Raw genomic sequence first — 23,549 nt, 5'->3', positions numbered from 1 at the left:
CAAGGAGGATTTCCTCATGTCTGAGCTCGTCAAGAGCCCGGCGATCGGGGACGAGAGCCCCGTGTCGGCCACCGCGGCCGCCGCCCCTGAAGCAACCCCCAAGCAGCTCACCCAGTGGGCCGAGATCCGCCACCGCTTCGTCCAGAACAAGCTGGCCGTCGTCGGTCTCGTGATCATCTGCCTGCTGTTCCTGACCGCGATCTTCGGCAACATGTTCGCGCCGTTCGACCCCGGTGCGCAGGACCTGGAGAACACCCTCGCGTCGCCGAACGGGACGCACTGGATGGGCACCGACGCCCTGGGCCGCGACATGTTCTCGCGCCTCATAGCCGGTACCCGCGTGGCCATGTTCGTCGGCCTCGCCTCGATCTTCTTCGCCGTGCTGATCGGTGTCGCCCTCGGCGCCATCGCCGGTTACTTCGCCGGCTTCGCCGACACCCTCGTCATGCGCATCGCCGACGTCTTCCTGGCGTTCCCGCTGATGATCGGCGCCGTCGTCATCATCCTGGTCACCGGCCGCGGCATCACCCCGGTGATCATCTCGCTCGCGGTGTTCTCGTGGGCGACCGTCTCCCGACTGCTGCGCAGCTCGATCCTGTCGGTGCGCGAGATGGACTACGTCCACGCGGCCAAGGCGCTCGGCGCCAGCGGCTGGCGGATCGTCCGCACGCACATCCTGCCCAACTCGCTGACCCCCGTTCTGGTCTACGCGACGTTCAACGTCGGTACCACGATCATCGGCGTCGCGGCCCTCTCCTTCCTCGGCGCCGGTGTCCCGGTCGACGTCCCGGAGTGGGGCAACATGCTGGCGGCCGGTCAGGCCTTCATCGGCGTCCACGACTACCTGTGGCTGTACCCCAGCCTCTTCGTCGTCGTCACCGTGCTCGGCTTCGCCTTCGTCGGTGACGGCCTGCGCGACGCGCTCGACCCGAAGCTGCGGTAGGGCCGCCCGATGCTCCGAGACAACATCAGCAAGCAGGACGAAGGTGGCGGCGTGACGACGTCGGAGATTCTCAGCGTTGCGGAGACGGGTGGCGGTACCGGCGTGCCGCTGCTGGAGGTGGACAACCTCCAGGTCGAGTTCAAGACCCGTGACGGGGTCGCCAAGGCCGTCAACGGCGTGAGCTACAGCGTCAGCGCCGGCGAGACCCTCGCCGTGCTCGGCGAGTCCGGCTCCGGCAAGTCCGTGACCGCGCAGGCGATCATGGGCATCCTCGACAGCCCGCCCGGACGCGTCGCCGGCGGCGAGGTGCGCTTCCACGGCAAGGACATCCTCAAGATGTCCGACGAGGAGCGCCGCAAGCTCCGCGGCGACAAGATGGCGATGATCTTCCAGGACGCGCTGTCCTCCCTGAACCCGGTCTACTCGGTGGGCGACCAGCTCGGCGAGATGTTCCGGGTCCACCGCGGCATGTCCAAGAAGGACGCCAAGGTCAAGGCCATCGAGCTCATGGACCGCGTGAAGATCCCCGCCGCCAAGGCGCGCGTGGGGGACTACCCGCACCAGTTCTCCGGCGGTATGCGCCAGCGCATCATGATCGCCATGGCGCTGGCCCTGGAGCCGGACCTGATCATCGCCGACGAGCCCACCACGGCTCTCGACGTGACCGTCCAGGCCCAGGTCATGGACCTGCTCGCGGAGCTCCAGCGCGAGATGAACATGGGTCTGATCCTGATCACCCACGACCTCGGCGTCGTCGCCGACGTCGCGGACAAGATCGCGGTCATGTACGCGGGCCGGATCGTCGAGACCGCGCCGGTCCACGAGATCTACAAGCGCCCCTCGCACCCGTACACCCGGGGCCTGCTGGACTCGATCCCGCGCCTGGACCAGAAGGGCCAGGAGCTCTACGCGATCAAGGGCCTGCCGCCCAACCTGCTCCGCATTCCGGCGGGCTGTGCCTTCAGCCCCCGGTGCCCCAAGGCGCAGGACATCTGCCGTACGGAGATCCCGGTCCTGCACCCGGTCACCGAGCAGGACGGCACCGAACTGCCCGGCCGCGGCAGCGCGTGCCACTTCTGGAAGGACCAGATCCATGGCTGAGCTCAGCAAGACGACCACCGAGCGCGAGCCGATCCTCCAGGTCCGCAACCTGGTCAAGCACTTCCCGCTGACCCAGGGCATCCTGTTCAAGAAGCAGGTCGGCGCCGTCAAGGCCGTCGACGGCGTGTCCTTCGACCTGTACCAGGGCGAGACCCTCGGCATCGTGGGCGAGTCCGGCTGTGGCAAGTCCACGGTCGCCAAGCTCCTGATGAACCTGGAGCGCGCGCGCTGAAGGCCGTGCGCCGCAACATCCAGATGGTGTTCCAGGACCCGTACACCTCGCTCAACCCGCGCATGACGGTCGGCGACATCATCGGGGAGACCTTCGAGATCCACCCCGAGGTGGCTCCGAAGGGCGACCGGCGCCGCAAGGTCCAGGAGCTCCTGGACGTCGTGGGTCTGAACCCGGAGTACATCAACCGCTACCCGCACCAGTTCTCCGGCGGCCAGCGCCAGCGCATCGGCATCGCCCGCGGCCTCGCGCTCAACCCGGAGATCATCATCTGCGACGAGCCGGTCTCCGCGCTCGACGTGTCGGTGCAGGCCCAGGTCATCAACCTGATGGAGAAGCTGCAGGACGAGTTCAACCTGTCCTACATCTTCATCGCGCACGACCTGTCGATCGTCCGGCACATCTCGGACCGCGTCGGCGTCATGTACCTCGGCAAGATGGCCGAGATCGGCACCGACGCCGAGATCTACGAGCACCCGACCCACCCGTACACGCAGGCGCTGCTCTCGGCCGTCCCGGTCCCCGACCCGGCCGCCCGTGAGGGCCGCGAGCGCATCATCCTCACCGGAGACGTCCCGTCCCCGGCCAACCCGCCGTCGGGCTGCCGCTTCCGCACCCGCTGCTGGAAGGCCCAGGACAAGTGCTCCACCGAGGAGCCGCTGCTGGCGATCCCGGAGCGCTTCAAGGGTCAGGACACCCCGGCCGCGCACAACTCCGCGTGCCACTTCGCCGAGGAGAAGGCCATCCTGGCCGTCTGACGCACCCGCTCGACCCACGGCCGGCCCCCGGCGCCCCACGGCGCCGGGGGCCGGCCCTTTTGCGTGCGCCGCGGGGCGCGCCGCCGTCCCGGGGGACGGGGCGCGGGACACCCGCCCGTCCCTGGGCGGGGGCCGGGCCGCACGCGCGGAAGGCGCCCTCCCCGCGGGACGGGCGCCTTCCGCGTGCGGCGCCGCGGTCCCACGTCCCGGCGGCCCGTCCCAGTGCCGTTCCGGCCCGTCCCGGGGTGGGCGGGACAGCCGGGACGGGACCGCGGGCCTGGGAGTGTTTGCCGCGGCGGGACACCGTCCGCCGCCCAACCACCAGACACGGGAGCCGCTTTGAAGACGTACGCCCGCAGATTCGCCACCGCCGGTTCGGCGCTGGTGCTGGCCGCTTCGGGCCTGTTCATGGCCTCGACCCCGGCGTCCGCCGCGACGTCCTGCCTCGGCAGCACCTGCACGGGCAAGGACCCGTCCACCACCACCTGCCAGAACGACGCCAAGACCGTCACGACCTCCATCCTCGGCACCGAGCTGCGCTACAGCCCGTCCTGCCGGGCCGCGTGGGCCCGCTACCCGGGCGGCACCGACTGGGTGCACACCATCAAGGTCGAGAACTCCCAGGGCAACGCCTACAGCACCCGCTTCAACGGCGGCGGCGGTGGCGCGGTCTGGACGCGCATGGTGAACGACAAGGACATCGTCTCCCGCGCCTGCGCCACCGACGACGGCGGCTACGCCTGCCGCATCGGCTCCCTCCTCCGCCTTGCGATCGCACGCACCGGACCCCGCCGCGCCCGCCCTCCGGGCGGCCGACGCTACTTTGCGGACACTCCCTAGGCCATATCCGCACGGTCCCGCCCCGCCCCAACACCCGCCCACGGAGCCTTCCTTGAGCATCACCGCCCGCAAACTCGCCCCCACCGGACCGGTCCTGGCGCTGGCCGCCTCCGGCCTGCTGTTCGCCTCCACGCCGGCGTCCGCCGCCACCTCCTGCCTCGGCAGCACGTGCACCGGCAAGGACCCGGCCGCCACCACCTGCCAGAACGACGCCAAGACCGTGTACTGGGACGGCTGGCTCAACGTCGAACTGCGCTACAGCCCCAGCTGCCGTGCCGCATGGGCCCGTTGGCAGGGCGCCGGGGGCACGACGGAGCCCCTGAAGGTCCAGATCGAGAACAACCAGGGTGCCACCTACTCCGTCACCACGACCGGCGCCACCGTCTACACGCGCATGGTCAACGACAAGGACGTCCTCGCCCGCGCCGCCGGCTTCAAGAACGGCGGCGCCCAGTACTCCTACACCGCCTGGTACTAGGGGGTGTCCTGCCCGTGAATCCCCTCCTCCGCAAGCTCGCCACCGCCGCGTCCGCATGCGCCCTCGCCGCTTCGGGCCTGCTGATGGCCTCGTCCCCGGCGTCCGCCGCGACCTCCTGCCTCGGCAGCACCTGCACCGGCAAGGACCCCTCCACCACCACCTGCCAGAACGACGCCCGCACGGTGAAGACCGCGAGCTGGGGCGTCGAGCTGCGCTACAGCCCCTCCTGCAGGGCCGCCTGGGCCCGCAAGACCTCCGGCGCCTCCTTCGACACCGACATCAAGGTCGCCAACTCCCAGGGCGCCTCCCACTCGGCGTACTACGGCGGCAACGGCACGGTGTTCACCCGGATGGTCAACGACCTGGACATCACCGCCCAAGCCTGCGAGCAGCGCGAGTTCGGCTACTCCTGCACCGACTGGTACTAGGTCGCGTCCGCAAAGTCCCGCACCGCACCTCGCCACCCCGGAACAGCGAAGGAACCCCACATGAACCCGGTCGAAGGACCGCGTCCCCACCGCCGTGCCCTGCTCAAGGGCGGTCTCGTCCTCGGGGCGGCCGCGGCGTTCCCGCTCGGCGGTGCCGGCCTGGCCCGGGCCGCCTCCGGGCCGGCGATCGCCGACTGCTCCGCCTGGGGCGCCCGTCCATCGGCCGGCCCCGTCAAGATCCTCACCGCACCGCCGCAGAAGATCATCGTGCATCACACGGCGACGCCGAACGTCACCGACCTCGGCCAGGCCCAGGCCTTCGCCCTCGCCCGGTCCATGCAGAACTGGGCCATGGACACGAACCACTGGATCGACACGGGCCAGCACTTCACCGTCAGCCGCGGCGCCCACGTCATGGAAGGCCGGCACAACAGCCTGGCCGCGCTCCAGGACGGCGCCCACACCGTCGAGGCGGCGCACTGCGCCGGCCAGAACACCGTGGCCATCGGCATCGAGAACGAGGGCACCTACACCACCGTCGAGCCCGGCAGCAGCCAGTACGCGGCGCTGGTCGAACTGTGCGCGCACATCTGCCGCCAGTACGGACTGCGGGCCTACCAGATCTACGGGCACCGGGACTTCAACGCCACCGCCTGCCCGGGGGACCGGCTGTACGCGATGCTGCCCCGGCTGCGCCGCGACGTGGCCGCCCGCATCGGCGGCGACGCCACCGCCCCCGTGTGGCCGCTGCTGCGAGCCGGCGACTCGGGCGACCGGGTGCGGGCGCTGCAGCACCTGCTCGCCAAGCGGGGCGCGGCGATCACCGCCGACGGGGCGTTCGGGCCGGCCACGGAGAAGGCCGTGCGCGACTTCCAGACCCTGGTGACCGCGACCGCCGACGGCTACGCCGGCAACCAGACCTGGCACCAGCTCGTCGCCCCCGTCCGCCAGGGCGACACCGGCGAAGCCGTGAAGGCCGTACAGCTCCTGCTGACCGCGCGCGGCGTCCCGACCGGCGCCTTCGGCCCCGGGACGGGCGCAGCGGTGACCGCCTTCCAGAACACCACCGGCCTTCCCGCGGACGGCGTCGCGGACGCCCGCACCTTCAGCCGACTGCTCGGCTGACCCCCGTACGCCCCGCCCTCCCCACCACCCCCACCGACAGGAGAAGCGCACCGTCATGCCGTCGACCACCCGGCCACCGGCCTCCACACGGTCCCGGACGCCCGCCACCCGCTGGGCGGTCCTCCTCGCCGCCGTCCTCTCGCTGCTGATCGGCCTGGGGGCGCCCGCCCACGCGCTGCCCGGCGCCTTCGTCCCGACGCAGAGCAAGGGCAACCGCGGCTCGGACGTCGTCGCCCTCCAGCACCTCCTCAACGCGCGGGGCGGGAACCTCACCGCGGACGGGGTGTTCGGAGCCGGCACCGACACCGCCGTGCGCGAGTTCCAGAGCGCGAAGGGCCTGGACGCCGACGGCATCGTCGGCCCCGGCACCTGGCAGGCACTGGTCGTCACCGTGCGCGAGGGTGACAGCGGTGAGGCCGTCAAGGCCGTCCAGTACCTGCTCAACGCCAAGCGCGGCGCCGGCCTGACGGTCGACGGCGCCTTCGGCCCCGGCACCGCCGCGGCCGTCCGCACCTTCCAGGGCCACGCCGGCCTCGGCGCCGACGGCATCGTCGGCCAGGGCACGTGGACCCACCTGCTCTGGCACTACGAGTACGCCGACTACACCGCGGGCACCCTGTGCAACCAGAGCCCCGACGGCAACGCCTCCGCCGACTGGGGCACGGCCGCCGCCGTGGCCCAGCTCGAAGCAGCGGCCCGGGCGTTCGCCGCCACCGGCAACGGCAGGCTGCCGGTCGGTGACATCGCCTTCGAGCACGGCGGGTCCATCAACGGCCACGCCAGCCACCAGGCGGGCCTCGACGCCGACCTCTGGCCGGCCCGCACGGACTCGGCGCAGTGCACCGGCTCCCGCATCACCTGGGAGTCCGCCTCCTACGACCGCGCCGCGACCCGCGAGCTGGTCAAGGCGCTGCGCGCGGCCGCCCCCGGACACGTCAAGTTCGTCTACTTCAACGACCCCCAGCTGATCGCCGAGGGACTGACGGTCCAGTACCCGAACCACGACAACCACCTGCACATCCGCTACTGCGAACCGGTCCACCCGAACAGCAGCTACCAGTGCTGAAGCCGCAGTCCGAGATCCCCGCAGAGGCAGAGGCAAAGGAAGAGGAACACGCAATGAGAAGACTCCCGGGCATGGCGGCCGCACTGTTCGCCACCCTGCTGGCCGCCCTCGTGGCGGGCCTGCTCACCGCCCCCGCCGCGCAGGCCGCCGACTGGCCCCTGGTCAGGAAGGGCGCCACCGGTGCCCAGGTCACGACGATCCAGCAGCTGCTGACCGCCCGCGGCCACAGCACCGGCGCCGACGGCGACTTCGGCGACGGCACCGAGGCCAAGGTGAAGGCCTTCCAGAGCGCGAACGGCCTGTCCCCGGTGGACGGCATCGTCGGCGGCGACACCTGGTCCAGGCTGATCGTCACGGTCGGCAAGGGAGCGAACGGCCCGGCCGTCAAGGCGGCCCAGGTCCAGCTCAACCGCTACGGATACGGACTGGCCGTCGACGGCGACTTCGGCGACGGCACCGACGCCAAGGTGAAGAGCTTCCAGTCCTCCAAGGGCCTGGACGCCGACGGCGTCATCGGCCCCGACACCTGGCAGGCCCTGGTCACCGGCTCCTCCGGCAGCAACGGCGGCGGCACCAGCACCGTGCTGACCCACTCCCAGGCCGCCGCGATCTTCAACGCCGCGGGCATCGGCTGGACCTCGTCGGGCAACTGCTCCAACCGCAACAGCACCAGCTGCACCTCCTTCGACGGCCTGCGCCGCGCCTCCGCCGACGGCGCGGTCGCCCTGCGCCGCGCCTCCAACTGCGCGCTGACCATCACCGGCGGCTCGGAGACCGGCCACGCGGGCGGCACGTACAGCCACTGGAACGGCTACAAGCTCGACTTCAGCCCCACCGGCTGCCTGAGCAACTACATCACCGGCACCTTCCCGCGCACCGGCACCCGCGGCGACGGCGCGGCGCTCTACACGGCGCCCTCGGGCAACGTCTACGCCCGCGAGAGCAGCCACTGGGACGTGACCTTCCTCAACTGAGCAATTGGCTGGATAGTGCACGGATTTACGGGGCATCCGAGTCCGACTCGGGTGCCCCGGCCGTCGTTTCCAGAGGCGATGTACCCTCCCCGTTCAGTACGCAGTATTGGATCAGCAGGGGACCGAGGTACACCAGATGGTGGTCGACAAGGGGGGCGACGGCGGCTCGCCGCCGTTCAGAGAACAGCTCGCGGAGGCAATGCGCGGGATGAAGGAGGAAGCCAGGCTCAGCTACGGCAAGCTGGCCGAAAAGACGCACTACAGCCGCTCCTCCTGGGAGAGGTTCCTCAACGGCAAACAGCTGCCGACCACGGTCGCCGTCGAGGAGTTCGCCGCCGCCACGGGAGCCGACGCCGACGTCCTGCTCACGCTGCTGGCGAAGGCCACCGCGTACGAGGAGCTCCGCGCGGCCCGGCTGCAGCAGGCGGCGGCCCCGCACCCGGCGCCGGAACCCGCCGCGCGGCCCGCGTCCACGCACACGTCCTCGCCGGCGCCGGTGCCCGCGACCACGACCGGGCCGGCGAACGTGCCCGCGACCGCCCACGCACCGCAGGCCCCCTCGGCCGCCCCGGCCCGCCGCCCGCGGCTGCGGGAGTGGAGGGGCCACGCCCGGACGGCGGCGCTGGTCGTCGCCGGGGCCCTGGTGGGCAGCATCGCCACCGTCGTCATCGGCGGCGGTCCCGGCGGAGGCGCGGCCGCCGACTCCAGCCGGGCCGGCGCCCAGCCCTCCGGATCCGCGGCCGCCGCCCGGGCGTCGTCCCCGCGGCCGCCGGCCTGCTCCGCGGACACCTGTCTGCGGCGTGAGCCCCAGGCGATGGACTGCCAGTGGGACGGGACCACGGTCCGGGAGACGTGGCTGCGCGGGCTGAAGATCCAGCTCCGCTACAGCGCCGCCTGCCGGGCCGTCTGGGGACGGATCGAGAACGGGACGGTGGGGGACTCCGTCACGATCAAGGACAAGGGCGGCCGGGAGGAGTCGGCCACGATCCGCGTGGACAACGACACCTACACCCGGATGCTGGCCGTCAGCGCGGACGCACCGCCCGACTCGGTGATCATCTGCGGTCAGATACCCCGGTACCAGGAGTCCGAGTGCTCGCCCCTCGGGGCGGTCCTGCCCTGACCTGTCGCGCAAACCGGTTGCGACCCCGGGATCCCGGGCCCGAGAGTGACGCAATGACCATCACCGTACGGCCCGCCGGTCCCGGGGACGCCACCGACATCTGCGCCCTGCTCAACGCCGTGGACATGATCGAGATCGGCCGGCCCGAAACCGACCTCGGCACCGTCGAGTCCGACCTCAACGCCCCCGACGTGGACCTGGCCACCGATTCCTGGCTCGCCTTCGAGGGCGGCCGGCTCCTGGCCTACGCCATGGTCTGGGCCGACTCCGGACCCGGCCGCGTCGACGGGGACCACTACGTCCTGCCCGGCCACGACGAGGCCGCGACGCTGCTGCTGGAACGCATGGAGGCGCGGGCCCGCGAGATCACCGGCGGGACGGGCACCCTCAAGATCCAGCTCAACGTGGCACCCACCATCGACCTCGCCCTCCTCTCCGGGCGCGGCTACCGCACCGTCCGCCGCTACCAGGTCATGACGCGCTCCCTGTCCGCGGCCGCCGACTCCGCGCCCACCCCGCCCGCCGGACTCGTCCTGCGCCCGTGCGGCGAGGACGAGGCCGACCGCCACCGGGTCCACGCCCTGGTCGAGGAGACCTTCGCCGCCCACTTCGGCCATGTGGACCGCCCGTACGAGACCTGGCTGGACCACATCGAGGGCCGGGCGCTCGACTGGTCGCTGGTCTGGATCGCGAGCCTGCCCGACGAGGGCGACGTGGCCGTACTGCTCACCCGGGACGACCGGACGAGCATGGCCTGGATCAGCCACATAGGCGTACGCAAGGACGTGCGCGGCCGGGGCGTCGGCGGCTTCCTGCTGCGCCACGGCTTCGCCGCCTACGCGGCGCGCGGCCGCGACACCATCGGCCTCGGCGTGGACACCCACAACGCCACCGGCGCACTCGCGCTCTACGAGGCGCACGGCATGGCCCTGCACTACGGCGTCGACGCATGGGAGCTGGCTTTGCACCCCCAGGGGTGACAGGGGCGTGACGCGCGGGTGCAATCGGTCCAACCATGCGTGTGGGGGACCGCACATAGGGTGACATTGGCCCCTAAGTGAGTCTTGGGAGCCATAGGAGGCACTCCATGCGCGGAGCCACCCACGCCAAGTGGGCCGCAGGTGCAGTGGCCGTCGCCCTCGTGGCGACGGCCTGCGGCGGCGGGAGCGACAGCGGCGGAGGTGGTGGCGAAGCGGGGATCGTCAGCTCGTCGTGGGGTGACCCGCAGAACCCGCTGGAGCCCGCCAACACCAATGAGGTGCAGGGCGGCAAGGTCCTCGACATGCTCTTCCGCGGCCTCAAGCGCTACGACCCCAAGACCGGCGAGGCCAAGAACATGCTCGCCGAGTCCATCCAGACGACGGACAGTCAGAACTTCACCGTCACGCTGAAGGACGGCTGGAAGTTCAGCAACGACGAGCCCGTCACCGCGCAGTCCTTCGTGGACGCCTGGAACTACGGCGCGGACGTGCGCAACAAGCAGAACAACGCGCCGTTCTTCTCCGACATCGTCGGCTACGACGACGTGCACCCGGCGTCCGGCGAGCCCAAGGCCAAGACGATGTCCGGTCTGGTGGTCAAGGACCCCAAGACCTTCACCGTCGCCCTCAAGAACAAGTTCTCCACCTGGCCCGAGACCCTCGGCTACCAGGCCTTCTCGCCGCTGCCCAAGGCCTTCTTCACCGACCACACCGCCTGGCTGGACAAGCCCGTCGGCAACGGCCCGTACCTGGTGGACTCGTACAGCAAGGGCACCGGGATGAAGCTGCGCAAGTGGGACGCGTACCCCGGTGAGGACAAGGCGCAGAACGGCGGCGTGGACCTGAAGGTCTACACCGACAACAACACCGCCTACACCGACCTGATCTCCGGCAACCTCGACCTCGTCGACGACGTCCCGGCCCAGCAGCTGAAGAACGTCAAGAACGACCTCGGCGACCGGTACATCAACCAGCCGGCCCTGATCATCCAGACCCTCACCTTCCCGCTGTACGACCCGCAGTGGAGCAAGCCCGGCACGGAGAAGGTCCGCCAGGGCATCTCGCGGGCCATCAACCGCGACGAGATCACCAAGCAGATCTTCCGGGAGACCCGGACGCCCGCGAAGGACTGGACCTCGCCGGCGCTCGGCGAGAAGGGCGGCTTCTCCGCCACCGCCTGCGGCGACGCCTGCGTCTACGACCCGGCCGAGGCCAAGAAGCTCATCCAGGAGGGCGGCGGACTCCCCGGAGGCAAGGTCACGCTGACCTCCAACGTGGACACCGGCTCGCACCGCGACTGGATGGACGCCGTCTGCAACAGCGTCAACAACGCGCTGGGGGAGGGCCCGGTCTGCACGGTCAACCCGGTCGGCACCTTCGCCGACTTCCGCAACCAGCAGAGCAGCTACAAGCTGACCGGCCCCTTCCGCTCCGGCTGGCAGGCCGACTACCCGCTGATCCAGAACTTCCTGCAGCCGCTCTACTACACCGGTGCCTCCTCCAACTACGGGAAGTTCAGCAACAAGGAGTTCGACGCCCTCATCGACCGGGCGAACCAGGAGAGCGACGCCGCCAAGGCGATCACCAGCTTCCAGGAGTCGGAGAAGATCCTCGCCGAGCAGATGCCGTCCATCCCGCTCTGGTACCAGAACGGCAGCGCCGGCTACTCCGAGCGCCTGGAGGACGTGGCCCTCAACCAGTTCAGCGTCCCCGTCTACGACCAGATCAAGGTGATCTGACCCCCACCCGGATCCCGGCCCCCCGCACCGCGGGGGGCCCGCCGCGCCCGCCAACAGCATGGAGCACTCCATGGGACGTTATGTGATCCGGCGGCTGCTCCAGATGATCCCGGTGTTCATCGGCAGCACGTTCCTGATCTTCTTCATGGTGTACGCGCTCGGTGACCCGGTCGCTGCCCTCTTCGGTGACAAAGCCCCCGACCCGGCCACCGCCGCCCGCATCCGCAAGGACCTCTACCTCGACCAGCCCCTGTGGAAGCAGTACCTCCACTACATGGGGCAGATCTTCCAGGGCGACTTCGGCACCGCCTTCAACGGGCAGTCCGTCACCGAGCTGATGGCCAGCGCCTTCCCCGTCACCCTGCGCCTGACCCTCGTCGCGATCTTCTTCGAGGTCGTCATCGGCATCACCCTCGGCGTGATCAGCGGCCTGCGCCGCGGCAGGACCGTCGACACCTCCGTGCTCGTGCTCACCCTCGTCGTCATCTCGGTGCCCACCTTCGTGACGGGCTACCTGCTCCAGTTCCTCTTCGGCGTCCAATGGGGCTGGGTGCGGCCCACCGTCTCCCCGGACGCACCCCTCAACGAGCTGATCCTGCCCGGCATCGTCCTCGCGCTGGTCTCCCTCGCCTACGTCACGCGCCTCTCCCGCACCTCCATCGCCGAGAACGTCAAGGCCGACTACGTCCGCACCGCCACCGCCAAGGGCCTGCCCCGCCGCCGGGTCGTCACCCGCCACCTGCTGCGCAACTCCCTGATTCCGGTGGTCACCTTCATCGGGACCGACATCGGCGCCCTGATGGGCGGCGCCATCGTCACCGAGCGGATCTTCAACATCCACGGCGTCGGCTACCAGCTCTACCAGGGCATCCTGCGCAACAACTCGCCCACGGTCGTCGGCTTCGTGACCATCCTCGTCATCGTCTTCCTGCTGGCGAACCTGCTCGTCGACCTGCTCTACGCGGTCCTGGACCCGAGGATCCGTTATGCCTGATCCCGAGCGCCCCGAACCGGCCGGCTACGACCCGGTCGGCCCCCGCCCCAAGGAAGCCGTCTCGCCCACGGGCCAGGGGGGACCCATGGATCTCGCGCTCGACGAGGCCGAGAGCGTCGAAGGCATCGAGAAGAGCGCCGGACCGGGCGCGTCCGGACCCAGGGAGCGGGCCCGCTCCCTGTGGTCCGACGCCTGGCACCAGCTGCGCCGCAACCCCGTCTTCATCCTCTCCGCAGCTCTGATCCTCTTCCTCGTCGTCATCGCGATCTGGCCGCAGCTCATCGCGAGCGGCGACCCCCTCCAGTGCGACCTCTCCAAGTCCCAACAGGGCTCCGCCCCCGGCCACCCCTTCGGCTACGACACCCAGGGCTGCGACGTCTACACCCGCACCGTCTACGGAGCCCGCGCCTCCATCACCGTCGGCGTCTGCGCCACCCTCGGCGCCGCCCTGCTGGGCTCCGCCCTCGGCGGCCTCGCCGGCTTCTTCGGCGGCTGGGGCGACTCCCTGCTCTCCCGGGTCGCCGACATCTTCTTCGGCATCCCCGTCGTCCTCGGCGGCCTGGTCTTCCTGTCCGTCGTCACCAGCACCACCGTCTGGCCCGTGGTCGGCTTCATCGTGCTCCTGGGCTGGCCGCAGATCGCCCGCATCGCCCGCGGCTCGGTGATCACCGCCAAACAGAACGACTACGTCCAGGCGGCCCGGGCCCTGGGCGCCGGCAACGCCCGGATGCTGCTGCGGCACGTGGCGCCCAACGCCGTGGCCCCCGTCATCGTCGTCGCCACGATCGCGCTCGGCACGTACATCGCCCTGGAGGCGACCTTGTCCTTCCTCGGCGTCGGCCTGCGCCCGCCCACCGTCTCCTGGGGCATCGACATCTCCAACGCGGCCTCGCAGATCCGCAACGCCCCGCACATGCTGCTCTGGCCCGCGGGCGCGCTCAGCATCACGGTGCTCGCCTTCATCATGCTCGGCGACGCGGTGCGCGACGCCCTCGACCCCAAGCTGCGCTGAGGAGCCCCGCACATGCTGCTCGAGGTCCGCGACCTGCACGTGGAATTCAAGACGCGCGACGGAGTCGCGAAGGCGGTCAACGGAGTCCACTACTCGGTGGACGAGGGCGAGACGCTCGCCGTGCTCGGCGAGTCGGGCTCCGGCAAGTCGGTGACCGCCCAGGCCGTGATGGGGATCCTGGACGTGCCGCCGGGCCGGATCGCCGGCGGCGAGATCCTCTTCAAGGGCCGCGACCTGCTGAAGATGAAGGAGGACGAACGGCGCAGGATCCGCGGCGCCGAGATGGCGATGATCTTCCAGGACGCGCTGTCCTCCCTCAACCCGGTGCTGACCGTCGGCGCCCAGCTCGGCGAGATGTACGAGGTCCACCGCGGCACGTCCCGCAAGGAAGCCCGGGCCAAGGCCGTCGAACTGATGGACCGGGTGCGCATCCCCGCGGCGAAACAGCGGGTGGGGGACTACCCGCACCAGTTCTCCGGCGGCATGCGCCAGCGCATCATGATCGCCATGGCGCTGGCCCTGGAGCCCTCGCTGATCATCGCGGACGAGCCGACGACCGCCCTGGACGTCACCGTCCAGGCCCAGGTGATGGACCTGCTGGCCGAGCTCCAGCGGGAGCTCAACATGGGCCTCATCCTGATCACCCACGACCTCGGCGTGGTCGCGGACGTCGCCGACAAGATCGCGGTCATGTACGCGGGCCGGATCGTCGAGGCGGCCCCCGTCCACGAGATCTACAAGGCGCCCGCGCACCCGTACACGCGCGGCCTGCTGGACTCCATCCCGCGCCTGGACCAGAAGGGCCAGGAGCTGTATGCGATCAAGGGCCTGCCGCCCAACCTGCTGCGCATCCCGCCCGGCTGCGCCTTCAACCCGCGCTGCCCGATGGCGCAGGACGTCTGCCGCAGCGACGTCCCGCCGCTGTACCCGGTGACGGAGTCGCCCGTGCCGCGGTCCAGCGCATGCCACTTCTGGAAGGAGTGCCTCCATGGCTGAGCCCCTCCTCGAAGTGAAGGACCTGGCCAAGCACTACCCGCTCACCCAGGGCATCCTCTTCAAGAGGCAGGTCGGGGCGGTCAAGGCCGTCGACGGGGTCTCCTTCGACCTGCACGCCGGCGAGACGCTGGGCATCGTGGGCGAGTCCGGCTGCGGCAAGTCCGCGCGCTGAAGGCCGTGCGCCGCAACATCCAGATGGTGTTCCAGGACCCGTACACCTCGCTCAACCCGCGCATGACGGTCGGCGACATCATCGGGGAGCCGTACGAGATCCACCCCGAGGTGGCCCCCAAGGGCTCGCGCCGCGGGCGCGTCCAGGAGCTGCTGGACGTCGTCGGTCTGAACCCGGAGTACATCAACCGCTACCCGCACCAGTTCTCCGGCGGCCAGCGCCAGCGCATCGGCATCGCCCGCGGCCTCGCCCTCCAGCCCGAGATCATCGTCGCCGACGAGCCGGTCTCCGCCCTGGACGTCTCCGTCCAGGCGCAGGTCGTCAACCTGCTGGAGAAGCTCCAGGACGAGTTCGGGCTGTCCTACGTGTTCATCGCGCACGACCTCTCGATCGTCCGGCACATCTCCGACCGGGTCGGCGTCATGTACCTCGGCCGGATCGTCGAGATCGGCACCGACAGCCAGATCTACGAGCACCCGACCCACCCGTACACGCAGGCGCTGCTTTCGGCCGTGCCGGTCCCCGACCCGCAGGCCCGCGCCCACCGCGAGCGGATCATCCTCTCCGGCGACGTCCCGTCCCCGGCCAACCCGCCGTCGGGCTGCCGCTTCCGCACCCGCTGCTGGAAGGCCCAGGACCGCTGCGCGACGGAGGTCCCGCTGCTCGCGGTCCCGGAGGTCTTCCCCTCCGGTCCGGCGGCGCATCCTTCGGCGTGTCACTTCGCGGCGGAGAAGCGGGTGGTCCCGCACGTGCCGCCGGACGAGACCGACCGGCCCGGGGGACTGCACAAGGACTGAGACGCGCACCCCACCGACCGATGATTTCCGGCCACCCGCCGCGTTCCGCTTGCGGGCACTGACCCGCCACGTCAACTCGGTTTACCTACAGGCAACTTGACCGTTTCTGCCCCGAGATCTGGGGCATGCAGGCTGGGTGCAGTGCGGCCGTGCGGGTGCCGACAGCCGGCCGGGGGGCGTAAACGCCCCCCGGCCGGCCTTTGCGTGACCCCGACCGTGCGCGGCATGCGCCCCTTGTGCTGCCGGATTTCGATCGATGCGCTGGCACGGATAGTTATGATCCGTAGCGCACGGTGGGTATGACTCTCGCCGAGCACGAATGCGCGTACCGATGTCCGCTCGACGTGGAGGTGAAACGCCGTGGCACTCTCGATCTCTGCCGTGGTGCTGCTGGCGATCATCGTCTTCCTGCTGGTCCGCCGCGCGGGCCTGAAGGCGGGACACGCGGTGGTCTGTGTGCTCCTCGGCTTCTACCTGGCGAGTTCCACCATCGCCCCGACCCTCAGCCAGCTCACCTCGAACGTGGCGAGCATGATCAGCGGCATCAAGTTCTGACGGGCGTCCCGGCGGCCGCCGCCGGGGCCCGCCGGGCGGGGCGGGCAGGCCGGGTCCGGCGCGGGGCACCCCCTACGCTAGGCCCATGAACGGTCTTCCCGCCCGTCGTCTGCTCTTCGTGCACGCGCACCCGGACGACGAGTCGATCAACAACGGCGTCACCATGGCCAAGTACGCGGCCCAGGGCGCCCACGTCGCGTTGGTGACCTGCACCCTGGGCGAGGAGGGTGAGGTCATCCCGCCCGCCCTCGGCCACCTGACGGCCGACCGCGACGACACCCTCGGCGCCCACCGCATCGGCGAGCTCGCCGCGGCCATGGCCGAACTCGGCGTCCACGACCACCGGTTCCTCGGCGGCCCCGGCCGCTACCGCGACTCCGGGATGATGGGCGCCCCGCAGAACCGCCGCCCGGAGGCCTTCTGGTCCGCCGACGTGGACGAGGCCGCCGCGTACCTCGTGGAGGTGATCCGGGAGCTGCGCCCGCAGGTGCTCGTCACCTACGACCCCGACGGCGGCTACGGGCATCCGGACCACATCCAGGCCCACCGGGTCGCCATGCGCGCCGCCGAACTGGCCGCGGAGAAGGCCTACCGGCGCGACCTCGGGGATCCCCACACCATCGGGAAGATCTACTGGAACCGCGTCCCGCTCTCGGTGGTCGAGGAGGGCTTCGCCCGGCTGAGCGCCGCCGGGGACGGGGTGTCCTTCCCCGGGCTGGCCTCGCCCCAGGACGTACCGGGGGTCGTCGGCGACGAGCGGATCACCGCCGAGATCGACGCCGACGAGGCCCTCGTGGCGGCCAAGACGGCCGCTATGCGGGCCCACGCCACCCAGATCGCCGTGGACGGGCCGTTCTTCGCCCTCTCCAACGACCTGGCGCAGCCGCTGTTCGCCCGTGAGTACTACGAACTGGTCGAGGGCCGGCCGGGCGTCGCGGCGGGCGAGCGCGAACACGACCTCTTCGCGGGGGTGGACGCGTGACCGGCACCCTGACGGCGGGCCGGATCGCCGGCTGCCTGGGCCTGCTGGTGCTGGGCGCGCTGACCGGCGCGGCCGGCTGGCTGGTCGTCGACCTGTGGTTCCCCGGTGGGCTGCTGCTCGCGCTGCTGGCGCTCTTCGGGCTGTTCCTCGGCGGCCGGCTCGCCCTCGGGACCGGCCTCGGGGTGGGCGGCGGCGCGGTCGGCTGGTTCCTCGCCTACGTGATGCTCAGCCTCCCGCGCCCCGAGGGGGACTTCGTCCTCAGTTCGTCCGGAATCGGGATGTACGCCTACCTTTTGGGTGGAACGGTGCTCGCTGTGATGTGCGCCACGATCACCCTTCCCGCCGATCGGCCGGTTTCGGCCTCCCGGCCCGTCAAGTGACGTGGTGTCGGACCTCGTAGAGAGTCCGGCCGACCGGTGGAGGCGGGGCCTCTCGTGGCGCTTCAGGGGGGTTTGACGGGCCCCAAAGGGAACCCCTGATTCCCGGCAGTCAGTTGCGCGCGGGCGGCGGCCAGTATGGTGGACGGGCCGCCGAGCTGCCCGCGCACGGTATGACGGGCGGCGGAGCCAACCGGGAGAACCTGCCTTGAGTCGTGAAACCGACAGTTCGTCCTCCGGGCCCAAGGGGCACGGTGGAGCCGCTTACCCCTCGGGTACGCCGCCGTACGGAACCGGCCAGTACCCGTCCACGACTGTGCCCGGGCCCGGCGCGGCGACCGCCCCGGAGGAGAACCCTGTGACCTCGAATCCGTCCACGCCCGAATCCGACGGGCCCAAGACCGAGACCACCCTGACGACCCGGATCCGGATCAACATCCCGGGTTCGCGGCCGATCCCCCCGGTGGTCGTGCGCAAGTCCATGGGCACCAACACCGCCGCGTCCGGAGGCGGGGCACCGACCCCGCCCGAGCCGGCGCCCGGGCAGCAGGCCGAGCCCCCGCTCCCGCAGCGGCCGGGTCCCCGCCCGACCCGTGTCGAGGCCGCACCGGAGCCGGAGACGGCCCCGGCCGAGGAAGCCGCCAGCAACTGGTTCGCGCCCCGCAAGCCGCCCACCCCCGCGCCCGCGCCCGCGGCGCCCGCCGCCGCGCAGATGCCGCCGGCCGCCCCGGCGCCGCCGCTCGCCAAGCGGGTGCCCGGCGCGACGCCGACGCCGGCGCCGCCCACGACCGGCGGCGGCTTCGCGCCCCCGCCGCACACGCAGGCACCGCCCGCGCCGGACGCCGCGTACGCGCCGCCGCGCACCACCGCGCCGCCGCCCGTCGCCGACTACGGCACGGGCTACGCCCCGCAGCAGGCGCCCGCCCCGGCGGCCCCGATGCCCGGCGGCCCCGGCGTCGGCACGACCCAGGGCTTCCCCGCGTACGGGACCGACCACGGCGACGGCGGCCCGTCCACCGAGGCGTTCCCCGTCTACGACAGCCAGGCCGACGGCCCCGCAGGCCCCACCGGCGGCCCCGGCTTCGGCTCCCGTCCCGCCGGCGGCGGCCCGTCCGCCGCGCAGGCCGCGGGCTGGCCCGGTCCGGACCTGGACGGCCCGCTGCCGACCCCCGTACCGGCCCCCGCGCCGGCCGCCCCCCGCCCCACGCCGCCCGCGGACAAGAAGACCGCCGCGAAGCCCGCCAAGAAGGGCCGCTCCAAGCTGGTCCTCATCGGCGGCGGCATCGTGGCGCTCGTCGGCGTCGCCTACGGCGCCGGGCTGCTCCTGAACCACTCCGACGTCCCCAAGGGCACCACCGTCCTCGGCGTCGACATCAGCGGCAGCCGCGACGAGGCCGTCTCGAAGCTCCAGACGGCCTTCGGCACCCGCGCCGCGGCCCCGATCCAGCTGACCGTCGGCGGCAAGCCGGTCGAGCTGAAGCCCGACAAGGCCGGCCTGACCCTGGACAGCCAGACCACGGTCCGCAACGCCGCGGGCAGCGACTACAACCCCGTGACGGTCATCGGCTCGCTCCTCGGCAACGAGCGGGTCGCCGACGCCGTGATGCCCGTCGACGAGGAGAAGCTCACGGTCGCGCTCCAGGAACTCGCCGGCACGGCGGGCTCCGTCACCGAGGGCACCATCACCTTCGACACCGGCAAGGCCGTCGCCGTTCCCGGCAAGGCGGGCACCACCCTGGACGTGGACGGTTCCGTCGACCTCGTCACCAAGGCCTTCCGCGATCAGGTCGGCACCGGCAAGGCGGCCGTCCTGCAGCTGCCCACCGTCAGCAAGGAACCGTCGATCAACCAGGCCGAACTGGACCGGGCGATGAAGGAGTTCGCGGAGCCCGCGATGTCCGCCAACGCCACCGTCAAGGCCGGCACCAAGTCCATCGCCTTCGGCAAGCTGTCGCTCCCCAAGATCCTCAGCATGCAGGCCGTGGACGGCCGCCTCACCGAGAAGTTCGACCTGGAGGCGCTCAAGGCGACCTACGGGAACACCTTCGACGGGGTCATGATCACCCGCGGTACCGGCGCCAAGACGGCGGTCACCCCGCAGGACGTCGTCGGCGCGCTCGCCAAGGCCCTGCGCGGCGAGACCCCGGCCGAGCGGACCGTGGTCATCGACACCAACCCCAGCTGAGACACGGCATCGACGGTGCCCCCGCCCGGGATCCGGGCGGGGGCACCGTCATGTCCGCCGCATGACATCCGTCATGCGGCACGCACGACGCCCGACACTGCCGCGCGGCACCCCCTACGGGCGAACCTCTTCCCATGACGACGACGACCGCGGCACGCGCCGCGCAACCCACCACCGACCCGGCGGTGAGCTTCGAGAACGTGACCAAGAGCTACGGCACGGTCCGGGCGGTCGACGGCCTCTCCCTCGCGCTCCACCCGGGCGAGACCGTCGCACTCCTCGGCCCCAACGGCGCCGGGAAGTCCTCCACCCTCGACCTCCTCCTCGGCCTGCGCCCCGCCGACTCCGGTTCGGTCCGGCTCTTCGGCACCACCCCGCGCGAGGCCGTCGCCGCCGGCCGGGTCGGCGCGATGCTCCAGAGCGGCGGCCTCATGGAGGACGTGACCGTACGGGAGATCGTCGCCCTCGGCTGCGCCCTGCACCCCCGGCCGTACCCGGTCGACGAGGTGCTGACCCGTGCCTCACTCACCGACATCGCCGGCCGCAAGGTCAACAAGCTCTCCGGCGGCCAGGAGCAGCGCGTCCGCTTCGCGCTGGCCACCGCCGGCCACTGCGACCTGATCGTGCTCGACGAGCCGACCACCGGCATGGACGTGACCTCCCGCCAGGCCTTCTGGGCCACCATGCGGGACCAGGCGGACCAGGGACGCACCGTCCTGTTCGCCACGCACTACCTGGAGGAGGCCGACGCCGTCGCCGACCGGGTGCTGGTGCTCCACCAGGGCCGGCTGCTCGCGGACGGCACGGCCGCCGAGATCAAGGCCAGGGCGGGCGCCCGGAAGATCGCCTTCGACCTGGACGGCGCCGATCCGGTGGACGAGCAACTCTTGCGCGCACTGCCCGGCCTGACCCGCTTCGAGCGCCACGGCGCCACCGTGCGGCTCCAGTCCGCCGACGCCGACGAGACCGTCCACGCCCTGTTCGCGCTCGGCATCCGCCCCCGCAACCTGGAGGTCGCGGGCCTCGGCCTGGAACAGGCCTTCATCGCCCTCACCGAGGAGGCCTCGAAGTGAACGTCCTGGTCAAGCTGGAGATCACCCGCGCCCTGCGCAACAAGAAGTACCTCTTCTTCACCGTCCTCTACCCGGCCGCCCTCTTCCTGATGCTGGGCGGCACCCTCGACGGCACCACCAAGGTCATGGGCACCGAACTGACCATGCCCGCCTTCTACATGGTCGCCATGGCCTCCTTCGGCGCCCTGACGGCCGTCCTGATGGGCAACAGCGAACGCATCGCCAAGGAGCGGGAGCAGGGCTGGGTCCGCCAGCTGCGGCTGACCGCGCTGCCCGGCCGCGGCTACGTGCTCGCCAAGACCGCCAGCGCCGGGGTGCTCTCCCTGCCGGCGATCCTGGCCGTCTTCGCGGTGGCGGCCGCCGTGAAGGACGTACGCTTCGACGCCTGGCAGTGGTTCGCCCTCGTCGGCGCCATCTGGGCCGGCAGCCTCGTCTTCGCCGCGCTCGGCGTGGCCATCGGATACCTGGCGAGCGGGGACACCGTCCGGCCCGTCACGATGCTGTTCTACTTCGGCCTGTCCATCCTCGGCGGCCTGTGGATGCCCACCGCGAACTTCCCGCAGTGGCTCCAGGACATCTGCGCATGGCTGCCCACCCATGCCTACGCGGCCCTCGGCCAGGCCATCGAGCTGGGGAACGCACCGCACGCCAGGGACGTGGCGATCCTCGCCGTGTACTTCGTACTGTTCACGGGTGCCGCCGCCTGGCTGTACCGCAAGGACTCACTGAAGGCGTGAAACCGTGGCACTGACGAAGGAAGCCGGGAACGGAGCGGGCCGGGCCGACCTCGCATCGGAGAACAACCGCCACAAGACGGCCCGGGTCGTGTGGACCGGCATCTGGCTCTTCTACCTCAGCGCCCCCGTCACCGATCTGATCGGCGGCGGACACAGCACCGGCGCCCGGGTGCTCGGTGCCCTGGGCCTCGCGGCCTTCGTCGCCTGGTACCTGGTCCTCGTCCTGCGCACCGCCCGCGAGACGGACACCCGCAGGATGCTGCTCGCACTGTCCCTGCTCGCCGCCGAGGCGACGGTCCTCTCCCTGGCCCTGGGGCGCGAATGGCTGGTCCTCTTCGTCTACGTGGCCATCGCCTCCGGAGCCGCCCTGCCCGGTGAGATCTCCCGCTGGACGGTCCCGGGCACCACGGCGCTGCTGGCCGCCACCGCCAACGCGGTTCCCGACGGCGACGCCTACCTGGCGGGGCTGCTGATCCCGGCCCTGATGGGCGGCTTCGCGATGATCGGAGTCCGCGCCATGATCCGCACCACCATCGAACTGCGGCAGGCCCGAGCCACCGTCGCCGAACTCGCGGCCAACGAGGAACGCCTGCGCATGGCCCGCGACCTGCACGACCTGCTGGGGCACTCGCTGTCGCTGATCACGCTGAAGAGCGAACTGGCGGGCCGGATGCTGCCCGACCACCCCGACCGCGCGGCCCAGCAGGTGGCGGACATCGAGCAGGTCAGCCGGCAGGCGATGGTCGACGTACGGGAAGCCGTGAGCGGCTACCGGCGGCCCACCCTGCCCGGCGAACTCGCGGGGGCGCGTACCGCGCTGGCCGCGGCCGGCGTGGTCGCGGACCTCCCCGCGGAGCCCTCCGGGGAACTCCCGGAGGAGGCGGAGTCCGCCCTCGCCTGGTCCCTGCGCGAGGCCGTGACCAACGTGGTCCGGCACAGCGGTGCCCGGCACTGCCGGGTCACCCTGCGGACGCGCCAGACGCTGGACGGGCCCGTACTGGAGCTGACCGTCTCGGACGACGGCTCGGGCGGCCACAGCACCCCCGGCAACGGCCTGACGGGCCTGACGGAACGTCTGACCGCGGTCGGCGGCACCCTGTCGGCCGGCCCCACGGGCCGGACCGGCTTCGCCCTCACCGCCCGCGTCCCCGTCGACCTAGGATCACCCTCATGACCGCACGCCCCATCCGGATCCTGCTGGCGGAGGACCAGTCGATGGTCCGCGAGGCCCTCGCCGCCCTGCTCGGCCTGGAACCCGACATCGAGGTGCTGGCCCAGGTGGCCCGCGGCGACGAGGTGGTGGCGGCTGCCCGCGCGCACGACGTCAACGTCGCACTGCTGGACATAGAGATGCCCGGCATGACGGGCATCGAGGCGGCGGCCGCCCTGCGCACCGAGCTGCCGGACCTGCGGATCGTCATCCTGACCACCTTCGGCCGGCCCGGCTACCTCCGCGGCGCCATGGAGGCGGGAGCCTCGGCCTTCCTGGTCAAGGACGCCCCGGCCGCGCAGCTGGCGGCGGCCGTGCGCAAGGTCCTGCGGGGCGAGCGCGTCATCGACCCCACGCTGGCCGCGGCGGCCCTGGCCGAGGGCGCGAACCCGCTGACGGACCGCGAACGGGAGGTCCTGCGCCAGGCGGAGACGGGCGCGACCAACTCCGAGCTGGCAGCCCGGCTCCACCTCTCCCAGGGCACCGTCCGCAACTACCTCTCGACGGCGATCCAGAAACTGGCGGCGCGCAACCGTGCCGAGGCGGTGCGCGTGGCCCGCGAGAAGGGCTGGCTCTGACCCCCCCCGCACCGCCGCCGCTGCTCTGCCCCGGACCCGGGTCCTCAAGCGCCGGACGGGCTGAATTGCAGCGCGGGCCGGTCCGGCTGGTTCC

Annotated in this window: 22 protein-coding genes and 3 pseudogenes; all 25 read left to right on the top strand. The window is 71.5% G+C overall.

The features are described from left to right. Positions 1-16 precede the first annotated feature (16 nt). The 25 genes and pseudogenes from IG86_RS0111895 to IG86_RS0111775 all read left to right on the top strand — a co-directional run bounded on the left by IG86_RS0111895 (position 17) and on the right by IG86_RS0111775 (position 23,455). Entirely contained in the window at positions 17-943 is a 927-nt protein-coding gene (locus tag IG86_RS0111895; protein ID WP_030830858.1) for an ABC transporter permease, read from the top strand. A gap of 9 nt (positions 944-952) precedes the next feature. Next, positions 953-2,044, top strand: coding sequence for an ABC transporter ATP-binding protein (locus tag IG86_RS0111890; RefSeq protein ID WP_078905869.1), 1,092 nt, complete (start codon positions 953-955; stop codon positions 2,042-2,044). Continuing rightward, positions 2,037-3,034: pseudogene (locus tag IG86_RS38605) on the top strand (ABC transporter ATP-binding protein). Before IG86_RS0111890 ends, IG86_RS38605 begins: the two are co-directional and overlap by 8 nt. Before the next feature lie 339 nt (positions 3,035-3,373). Then, a complete protein-coding gene (locus tag IG86_RS0111875; protein ID WP_051785093.1) occupies positions 3,374-3,874 on the top strand; it encodes a DUF2690 domain-containing protein in 501 nt (166 codons plus the stop codon). Between the two features lie 52 nt (positions 3,875-3,926). Beyond that, the gene (locus IG86_RS0111870) at positions 3,927-4,352 is read left to right on the top strand and encodes a DUF2690 domain-containing protein (RefSeq protein WP_051785092.1); all 426 of its coding nucleotides are present in this window, start codon (positions 3,927-3,929) and stop codon (positions 4,350-4,352) included. A gap of 14 nt (positions 4,353-4,366) precedes the next feature. Next, positions 4,367-4,780 carry a DUF2690 domain-containing protein gene (locus IG86_RS0111865; protein WP_051785091.1) on the top strand — a complete coding sequence of 138 codons (414 nt, stop codon included), beginning with the start codon at positions 4,367-4,369 and terminating at the stop codon, positions 4,778-4,780. A 60-nt stretch (positions 4,781-4,840) separates the two neighbouring features. Further along, positions 4,841-5,905, top strand: a complete 1,065-nt coding sequence (locus IG86_RS0111860) for a peptidoglycan recognition protein family protein (protein WP_030896655.1) — start codon at positions 4,841-4,843, stop codon at positions 5,903-5,905. 55 nt (positions 5,906-5,960) lie between these two features. Then, positions 5,961-6,971, top strand: coding sequence for a penicillin-insensitive murein endopeptidase (locus IG86_RS0111855; RefSeq protein ID WP_051785090.1), 1,011 nt, complete (start codon positions 5,961-5,963; stop codon positions 6,969-6,971). Between the two features lie 53 nt (positions 6,972-7,024). Next, positions 7,025-7,306, top strand: a pseudogene (locus tag IG86_RS45315) (peptidoglycan-binding domain-containing protein); the annotation flags it as partial. Beyond that, the gene (locus IG86_RS45490; protein WP_385873646.1) at positions 7,280-7,945 is read left to right on the top strand and encodes a peptidoglycan-binding domain-containing protein; all 666 of its coding nucleotides are present in this window, start codon (positions 7,280-7,282) and stop codon (positions 7,943-7,945) included. The pseudogene IG86_RS45315 and the gene IG86_RS45490, both read left to right, overlap by 27 nt. Before the next feature lie 136 nt (positions 7,946-8,081). Then, positions 8,082-9,068: a helix-turn-helix domain-containing protein gene (locus IG86_RS0111845; RefSeq protein WP_051785089.1), complete on the top strand. Its 987-nt coding sequence runs from the start codon at positions 8,082-8,084 to the stop codon at positions 9,066-9,068. A gap of 53 nt (positions 9,069-9,121) precedes the next feature. Then, positions 9,122-10,048, top strand: coding sequence for a GNAT family N-acetyltransferase (locus tag IG86_RS0111840; RefSeq protein WP_030896646.1), 927 nt, complete (start codon positions 9,122-9,124; stop codon positions 10,046-10,048). 107 nt (positions 10,049-10,155) lie between these two features. Continuing rightward, positions 10,156-11,787: a peptide ABC transporter substrate-binding protein gene (locus IG86_RS0111835; RefSeq protein ID WP_030896645.1), complete on the top strand. Its 1,632-nt coding sequence runs from the start codon at positions 10,156-10,158 to the stop codon at positions 11,785-11,787. Between the two features lie 70 nt (positions 11,788-11,857). Next, entirely contained in the window at positions 11,858-12,781 is a 924-nt protein-coding gene (locus tag IG86_RS0111830; protein WP_030830893.1) for an ABC transporter permease, read from the top strand. Further along, positions 12,774-13,793 (top strand): ABC transporter permease, encoded by a 1,020-nt coding sequence (locus IG86_RS0111825; RefSeq protein WP_030830895.1) that lies wholly within the window; start codon positions 12,774-12,776, stop codon positions 13,791-13,793. Before IG86_RS0111830 ends, IG86_RS0111825 begins: the two co-directional genes overlap by 8 nt. 12 nt (positions 13,794-13,805) lie before the next feature. After that, on the top strand, positions 13,806-14,789 hold the full coding sequence (locus IG86_RS0111820) for an ABC transporter ATP-binding protein (protein ID WP_030830898.1): 984 nt from the start codon (positions 13,806-13,808) through the stop codon (positions 14,787-14,789). Further along, positions 14,782-15,758 (top strand): annotated as a pseudogene (locus IG86_RS38600) (ABC transporter ATP-binding protein). Before IG86_RS0111820 ends, IG86_RS38600 begins: the two are co-directional and overlap by 8 nt. Positions 15,759-16,118: 360 nt before the next feature. Continuing rightward, positions 16,119-16,313, top strand: coding sequence for a hypothetical protein (locus IG86_RS0111810; RefSeq protein ID WP_030036986.1), 195 nt, complete (start codon positions 16,119-16,121; stop codon positions 16,311-16,313). 85 nt (positions 16,314-16,398) lie between these two features. After that, the gene (gene mshB, locus IG86_RS0111805; protein WP_030830904.1) at positions 16,399-17,295 is read left to right on the top strand and encodes an N-acetyl-1-D-myo-inositol-2-amino-2-deoxy-alpha-D-glucopyranoside deacetylase; all 897 of its coding nucleotides are present in this window, start codon (positions 16,399-16,401) and stop codon (positions 17,293-17,295) included. Further along, positions 17,292-17,675 carry a DUF6113 family protein gene (locus IG86_RS0111800; RefSeq protein ID WP_030830907.1) on the top strand — a complete coding sequence of 128 codons (384 nt, stop codon included), beginning with the start codon at positions 17,292-17,294 and terminating at the stop codon, positions 17,673-17,675. Before mshB ends, IG86_RS0111800 begins: the two co-directional genes overlap by 4 nt. A gap of 205 nt (positions 17,676-17,880) precedes the next feature. Beyond that, positions 17,881-19,857, top strand: coding sequence for a hypothetical protein (locus tag IG86_RS43550; RefSeq protein ID WP_030896641.1), 1,977 nt, complete (start codon positions 17,881-17,883; stop codon positions 19,855-19,857). A 134-nt stretch (positions 19,858-19,991) separates the two neighbouring features. After that, the gene (locus IG86_RS0111790) at positions 19,992-20,930 is read left to right on the top strand and encodes an ABC transporter ATP-binding protein (protein ID WP_030830913.1); all 939 of its coding nucleotides are present in this window, start codon (positions 19,992-19,994) and stop codon (positions 20,928-20,930) included. Beyond that, positions 20,927-21,667, top strand: a complete 741-nt coding sequence (locus tag IG86_RS0111785; protein ID WP_030830916.1) for an ABC transporter permease — start codon at positions 20,927-20,929, stop codon at positions 21,665-21,667. Before IG86_RS0111790 ends, IG86_RS0111785 begins: the two co-directional genes overlap by 4 nt. Before the next feature lie 4 nt (positions 21,668-21,671). Beyond that, positions 21,672-22,841 (top strand): sensor histidine kinase, encoded by a 1,170-nt coding sequence (locus tag IG86_RS0111780; protein ID WP_030830920.1) that lies wholly within the window; start codon positions 21,672-21,674, stop codon positions 22,839-22,841. Beyond that, the gene (locus tag IG86_RS0111775) at positions 22,838-23,455 is read left to right on the top strand and encodes a response regulator transcription factor (protein WP_030830923.1); all 618 of its coding nucleotides are present in this window, start codon (positions 22,838-22,840) and stop codon (positions 23,453-23,455) included. The genes IG86_RS0111780 and IG86_RS0111775 overlap by 4 nt, the downstream gene beginning before the upstream one ends. The last annotated feature ends 94 nt before the right edge of the window (positions 23,456-23,549 follow it).

The sequence above is a fragment of the Streptomyces virginiae genome, assembly GCF_000720455.1.
GTDB classification, from domain to species: Bacteria; Actinomycetota; Actinomycetes; order Streptomycetales; family Streptomycetaceae; genus Streptomyces; species Streptomyces virginiae.
This window is presented reverse-complemented; position numbering and strand designations above follow the sequence as displayed.

What these genes read in the sequence shown, in the direction of transcription:
- IG86_RS0111895 (WP_030830858.1), top strand. Translation starts at nt 17, where the DNA reads ATGTCTGAGCTCGTCAAGAGCCCGGCGATCGGGGACGAGAGCCCCGTG.
- IG86_RS0111890 (WP_078905869.1), top strand. Translation starts at nt 953, where the DNA reads ATGCTCCGAGACAACATCAGCAAGCAGGACGAAGGTGGCGGCGTGACG.
- IG86_RS0111860 (WP_030896655.1), top strand. Translation starts at nt 4,841, where the DNA reads ATGAACCCGGTCGAAGGACCGCGTCCCCACCGCCGTGCCCTGCTCAAG.
- IG86_RS0111855 (WP_051785090.1), top strand. Translation starts at nt 5,961, where the DNA reads ATGCCGTCGACCACCCGGCCACCGGCCTCCACACGGTCCCGGACGCCC.
- IG86_RS0111845 (WP_051785089.1), top strand. Translation starts at nt 8,082, where the DNA reads ATGGTGGTCGACAAGGGGGGCGACGGCGGCTCGCCGCCGTTCAGAGAA.
- IG86_RS0111840 (WP_030896646.1), top strand. Translation starts at nt 9,122, where the DNA reads ATGACCATCACCGTACGGCCCGCCGGTCCCGGGGACGCCACCGACATC.
- IG86_RS0111835 (WP_030896645.1), top strand. Translation starts at nt 10,156, where the DNA reads ATGCGCGGAGCCACCCACGCCAAGTGGGCCGCAGGTGCAGTGGCCGTC.
- IG86_RS0111830 (WP_030830893.1), top strand. Translation starts at nt 11,858, where the DNA reads ATGGGACGTTATGTGATCCGGCGGCTGCTCCAGATGATCCCGGTGTTC.
- IG86_RS0111825 (WP_030830895.1), top strand. Translation starts at nt 12,774, where the DNA reads ATGCCTGATCCCGAGCGCCCCGAACCGGCCGGCTACGACCCGGTCGGC.
- IG86_RS0111820 (WP_030830898.1), top strand. Translation starts at nt 13,806, where the DNA reads ATGCTGCTCGAGGTCCGCGACCTGCACGTGGAATTCAAGACGCGCGAC.
- mshB (WP_030830904.1), top strand. Translation starts at nt 16,399, where the DNA reads ATGAACGGTCTTCCCGCCCGTCGTCTGCTCTTCGTGCACGCGCACCCG.
- IG86_RS0111790 (WP_030830913.1), top strand. Translation starts at nt 19,992, where the DNA reads ATGACGACGACGACCGCGGCACGCGCCGCGCAACCCACCACCGACCCG.
- IG86_RS0111775 (WP_030830923.1), top strand. Translation starts at nt 22,838, where the DNA reads ATGACCGCACGCCCCATCCGGATCCTGCTGGCGGAGGACCAGTCGATG.